Source organism: Guyparkeria sp., assembly GCF_046545975.1.
Lineage (GTDB): Bacteria > Pseudomonadota > Gammaproteobacteria > Halothiobacillales > Halothiobacillaceae > Guyparkeria.
Genome location: NZ_JBKGYT010000096.1, coordinates 1 through 5,957 on the forward strand (window position 1 = coordinate 1; position 5,957 = coordinate 5,957).

General features: G+C 65.3%; 3 protein-coding genes. All 3 read left to right on the forward strand.

Annotated features, from left to right (window positions below; translation table 11 throughout):
- Positions 1 to 1,304 (forward strand): TolC family protein (locus tag ACLFMY_RS08055; RefSeq protein ID WP_410764148.1); only part of this gene is annotated, 1,304 nt, incomplete at its 5' end.
- Between the two features lie 72 nt (positions 1,305 to 1,376).
- Positions 1,377 to 2,516, forward strand: coding sequence for an efflux RND transporter periplasmic adaptor subunit (locus tag ACLFMY_RS08060; protein WP_410764149.1), 1,140 nt, complete (start codon positions 1,377 to 1,379; stop codon positions 2,514 to 2,516).
- Positions 2,513 to 5,845, forward strand: coding sequence for an efflux RND transporter permease subunit (locus tag ACLFMY_RS08065; RefSeq protein ID WP_410764150.1), 3,333 nt, complete (start codon positions 2,513 to 2,515; stop codon positions 5,843 to 5,845). The genes ACLFMY_RS08060 and ACLFMY_RS08065 overlap by 4 nt, the downstream gene beginning before the upstream one ends.
- Positions 5,846 to 5,957: the final 112 nt, after the last annotated feature.

Sequence of the window (5,957 nt, forward strand, 5' to 3'; positions counted from 1 at the left end):
AGGCCAACGGCAACCTGCTGCCCACGCTGGACCTGTCCTTCGGCGTGACGGGTTCCAACAACCCGCTGAATGTGTTCGGCATGAAGCTTCAGCAGGAACAGGCGACCTACAACGATTTCGGTGTCTCGCAGTATCTGGCCGAATCCGGGTTCCAGGAAGCGTTCGCTACCGACGCGCCAATCGACCCCGAGCGCCTCAACCGCGCCAACGAGACCCCGCCGGACGACCTCAACAACCCGGGCTGGCACCACAACTACCAGACTTCGCTGAAGCTCTCGATCCCGATCTACAACGGCGGCAAGATCCGCGAGATGCGCACCCAGGCCCAGGCGCTGCTGCAGGCGGCCGAGTCCGGGGACGAGGCCGCCCGCCAGCAACTCGTGCTGCACACCGTCGAGGCCTACGCCGGTATCAATACCGCCGAGGCCTTCATCGAAGTCGCCAGGAAGGCCCGTGAAGCGGCGACCTCCTTCCGTGACCTGTCGCAGAAACTCCATGACGAGGGCGTGGTGACCAGGGCCGACCTGCTCAAGGCGGAGGTCAGCCTCGGTGATCGCGATCTCGACGTGCAGGCGGCACGCGACCAGGCGGACAATGCCGCCGACGGGCTGAAGGTGCTCGCCGGCATCGACACCGCCAGCGAAATCCGGCTCCCGCAGGCCATCGACGTGACCATGCCGGAAGTCGAGCTGGGCGAGGCCCGCCAGATGGCGGTGGACAACAATCCACGCATCCGGGCCCTGCGGGGGCGGACGGCCGCCGCGCGTGCCGAGGTGGACGTCGCTCGATCCGAGTTCCGCCCTCAAGTGAACATGATGGCCCAGCAGGACTTCAACAACGACTCGCTGGGATTGCGCAACGACAGCTACACCGTCGGCGGCACGCTGTCCTGGCGCGTGCTCGATTTCGGGGCACGCTCCGGTCAGGTCGACCGGGCCCAGGCCAAGGTCAACGCCAACCTCGCCGAACGTCAGCAGGCGCTCGACAAGCTGGTCGGCCAGGTCGGCGAGGTATGGCGAGCCGCACGCATGGCCGAAAAGCGGATCGAGGTTCGCCGACAGGCCATCGAACAGAACAAGGAGGCCGTGCGGCTGGAAAAGCTGCGTTACCAGCAAGGGCTGAACACGATGACCGAATTGCTGGCGGCACAGGCCGAACTCGACAACGCGCGTGCCGAGCTCATTCGCGCGCGCTTCCAGCGAACCATGCAGCGCGCCGCGCTCTGGCTGGCCCTTGGAGAACTCGACGCCGCACGCGTGGAAAGCCGTCCGCTCGAGCGTGACGACCCCATCGCCGACGGCTGAAGTCCGCTCCGTGAACGCTTCTCGACGTGAACCCGTAAACCGCACCTTATCGATCGACGAGACAACGCCGACATGACGCCTGATTACCGACACCGTACCCCGTCCCGATTCAGCCGCGCCGCTCGACCGCTGCTGGCCGGCAGTCTGGCCCTTGGAGCCGCCCTGCTCGCTGGCGGATGCGACGACTCGCCCGATCAGCGGCAGGCGTCCATCAACCAGGACGTCGAGATACAGGGGGAGTGGCTGACGATCGAGACCAGCCCGACCAAGGTCGCCTCCTGGTTCCCCGGCACCATAACGGCCAGTCGGCAGGCACCGGTCGCCTCCCGGGTTTCGGGGTTCGTGCGGGAACTCAATGTCGACGAGGGCGACTCCGTCAAGAAAGGCGACACCCTGCTCGTGATCGACCAGTCCAGTCTTGACGGACAGATTCGCCAGGCCGAGGCAAATCTCGCCAAGGCGCGCGCCGGGCTGGAAAGCGCCCGTCGCGAATACGAGCGTTTCAAGCGTTTGTACGAACAGGAAGCGGTCCCGGAGCAGCGCTTCGACCAGATGCGCACGGCGTACGAGTCGGCAAAGGGTGATCACGCCGCCGCCGAGGCGGCCGTCGACCAGGCCCGCTCGGAAACGAACTACACCCGCATTCGCGCGCCCTTCGACGGGCTGGTGGTCGAACGCATGGCGGAGGCCGGACAACTGGCCAATCCCGGCCAGCCCCTGCTGATGCTGCACGGCAAGGGGAGCCGCGAGGTCCGACTGCAGGTCGACGATCAGGCTTATGCCCGCCTGCCCGTCGACTCGGAGACCCGGGTCACCTACCGGGACCGGGAGGGAGCGGAACGGCATTTCGACGCGGATGTGCTGACCGCCGTCGGCGCCGCCGACCCGATCACCCGCACACACACGGTCAAGCTGTCCGTACCGGACGATATCGACCTCGATCCGGGGCAGTTCGTCCTCGTGCGCGTCGAGCTGGAACGGCGTGACTCGGTCGTCGTGCCCGAACGGGCGCTCCACCAGCGTGCCGGAATCGACGGCGTGTTCGTCCTCGACGAGGACGATCGTGCCCGCTTCCGCGTGGTGCGACTCGGACAGCGAACCGACGGCGATGTGACCGTGCTCTCGGGTCTGGAGGCGGGCGACCGCGTGGTCACCCGGGCCGAAGGCCGTCTGGGCAACGGCGTAACCATCCGGGGTGAGCAGCCGTCATGAGCGAGAACACCAGCCAGCAGAACCCGTCGCAAGGCGAACGACTGAACATGGCCGGACGTATCGCCCAGGCGTTCCTCACCTCGAAGATCACGGCCCTGATCATGATCGGCGTGACCCTGTTCGGGCTGCTCGCCATCGTGATCACACCGCGGTTGTACAACCCGGAAATCGTGGTCCCCGGTGCGCAGATCATGGTCGAACGGCCGGGTCACGACGCCCACCAGATCCAGGACCAGGTGGTCAAGCCTCTCGAATCGCTGATGACCAACCTCCAGGGGGTCGACCACACCTACGGCGCGGCGATGGACGACCTGGGCGTGGTCACCGTCCAGTTCGAGGTCGGCAGTGACGAGGAGCGGGCCCTGGTACTCCTCTACAACGAACTGACCCGCAACATGGACCGGTTGCCACCTGGTACCGAGATCCCGATGGTCAAGAGCATCGGGATCACCGACGTGCCGATCATGACGGTCACGTTGAGCTCGGACGAGATCAATGGGACGCAACTGCGCGAAGTCGGCCAGCGGCTGCTCGAGCAGGTCGAGAACGTGCCCAACGTCGGGATCAGCGAGGTGATCGGCGGACAGAAACGCATCCTTTCCGTCCAGGTCGATCCACAGAAACTCGCCGCGACGGGCATTTCCATGAGCCGCCTGAGCCAGATGCTCGAGGGCAGCAACGTGGTGCTTCCCGGCGGCGAACTCAGTCAGGACAACCAACGTATCCGGCTGCGTACTGACGCCGCCTTCGATGGCCCCGCCGACCTCGAGAACCTCATGATCGGGCAGCACGACAACCGCCCGGTCTACCTTGGCGAGGTAGCCTCCATCGACTATGGCCCCGAGGACGACGGCCAGATCACCACCCACGCCTTCGGCCCCGGCAACGCCGAGGGCGAGGCCGCCGGAGACCCGCGATCGGCCGTGACCATCACGGTCGGCAAGCGACTGGGCACGAATGCCGTCACGGTGGCCGACGCCGTCAAGGAAAAACTCGAGACGGTCGAACGGGAGATGCTTCCCGAACAGGTCGACATGACGATCACCCGTGACTACGGGGTGCGCGCCGACGATGCGGTCAACGGGTTGTTCGAATCGCTCGGCATCGCGATCCTCATCGTGCTGATCGTGCTGTTCTTCTTCCTCGGCTGGCGCGAGGCGTTGATCGTGACGATCACCGTGCCGCTGACCCTGTTCGTGGTCCTCGGCGTGAGCTGGATCTTCGGCCAGACAATCAACCGGATATCGCTATTCGCCCTGATCCTGTCGCTGGGCCTGCTGGTGGACGCGGCGATCGTGGTGGTCGAGAACATCCACCGGCACCTGCACGAGGGCAAGGACCCCTCGTTCACCAACCTGCTCGTCAAGGCGACCAACGAGATCGGCAATCCGACGAACATCGCCACGCTGGCGATCATCCTCGCCTTCGTGCCGATGGCCTTCGTCTCCGGGATGATGGGCCCCTTCATGCTGCCCATCCCGATCAACGTCCCGGTGGCCATGATCGCCTCGCTGCTGCTCGCCTACATCGTGGTGCCGTGGACGGCCTACCGTTGGCTCGGCAACAAGGCCCGCAAGGCGCTCGCCACGCGCGAGACCCTGGAAGGCGACATGAACCGGGACGACTGGCTACAGCGCAGCTACAAGTCGATCCTCCGCCCGTTGCTGAAATCGCGCTGGCTGTCCCTGGCGTTCCTGCTGTTCGTCGTCGGCCTGATGATCGCCTCGATGCTCATGCCGGCGTGGCAGTTCATGCGGGCCGCCGGCATGAACGGGCCGCTCTCGCCGGGCGGCGTCGGCCTGAAGATGTTGCCCGAGGGCAACGTCAGCACCTTTCTCGTCGAGGTGAACACGCCCGAGGGCACGGCGAGCGAGCGCACGGCCATCGTGGCCGATGCCATCGGCCAGGAGCTCGCCGAGAACGAGTACGTGACCGACTACCAAACCTACGTGGGCCAGACCGGTCCGCTTACCTTTGCCGGGATGGTGCGTGGCGATGCCATGCGCCAGGGGACCAACCTCGCACAGATCCGGGTGAACACCGTCAAGCGCGACCAGCGTCCGATGACCGGCGAGGTCGCGGCCGAGGTCTGGGACGAGCTCGCCGAGGTACGGGAACGCTTCCCCGAGTCGAACGTCAAGCTGTTCCTCACCCCACCGGGACCACCCGTACGCTCGCAGGTGCTTGCCCGCATCCACGGACCCGACTACGAGACGCTGCGCGAGATCGCAGGCGAGGTGCGTGGCGAGTTCGAGGATGTCTACGGGATGATCAATGTCGACGATTCGGTCACCGGCGACGTGCGCGAATACGCGATCCGGGTCAACCAGACACGGGCGCAACAATCGGGCATTGCGCCGGCCGAGATCGCCGAGACCGTCAATCACTACGTTCAGGGGCAGAACCTCGGCACGGTGCATGACACCGGCACCTCGGAACCGGTCAATGTCATCCTGCGCCTCGATCAGGCCCACCGTGCCTGGAAACGACAGGTGGAGGACCTGACCGTCACCGGGGCCGACGACAAGGCCGTGCGGATCGGCGACCTCGTCTCCATCGAGGAGACCGTCGCCAACAAGCCGATCCTGGACCGCGACCTTCACCGGACGGTCTATGTCCAGGGGGATCTGCTCGGCTCCAGCCCGGTCTATGCCACGCTGACGCTCAACAAGCGCCTCAACGAGGTGGATCTCGACGGGAATGTCGACATCAGCACGGGCAATCTCGGGTTTACCGACACCCAGCCGGACGATCTCTCCGGCTACCAGGTGCTCTGGGGGGGCGACATGCGCCTGACGCTGGACGTCTTCCGCGACCTGGGGGCGGCGTTCATCGTGGCACTGGTGTTCATCTACCTGCTGCTGGTGTCCTACTACCACTCGTTCATGTTGCCGGTGATCGTGATGGGCTCGATTCCGCTGACGCTGGTGGGCATCTTTCCCGGCCACTGGCTGTTCGACATGCCCTTCAACGCCACCTCGATGATCGGGTTCATCGCACTGGCCGGCATCGTGGTGCGCAACTCGCTGCTACTGATCGACTTCGTCATCGAGTATCGCAAGGAGGGTTACGGGCTGTTCGAATCCGTGCTGCAGGCCGGCGCGGTTCGTTTCCGCCCGATCCTGCTGACCGCGCTGACCGTCATGCTCGGCTCGGCGGTGATGGTGCCCGACCCCGTATTCGGCGGCCTGGCCATCTCGCTGATCTTCGGCACCTTCGCTTCGACCATGCTCACTCTGGTGGTGATCCCGATCATGTACTACTTCTGGCAGCTCGATCAGCAGATCAAGGCCGAGAAGCGGGCTCGCAAGGCCGAGCAGGCCGCCTGACGGGGATCACGCCCCGCATCGGGAAACGAGAAGCGGCCACCGGTCCCCCGGTGGCCGCTTTTTTAATGGAATGGCCTGCTCCCACCCTATTACGCTGTTTGGAGGAACAAAC

Excerpts from the sequence above, each read along its gene's own strand:
- ACLFMY_RS08060 (WP_410764149.1), top strand. The coding sequence starts at position 1,377 with ATGACGCCTGATTACCGACACCGTACCCCGTCCCGATTCAGCCGCGCC.
- ACLFMY_RS08065 (WP_410764150.1), top strand. The coding sequence starts at position 2,513 with ATGAGCGAGAACACCAGCCAGCAGAACCCGTCGCAAGGCGAACGACTG.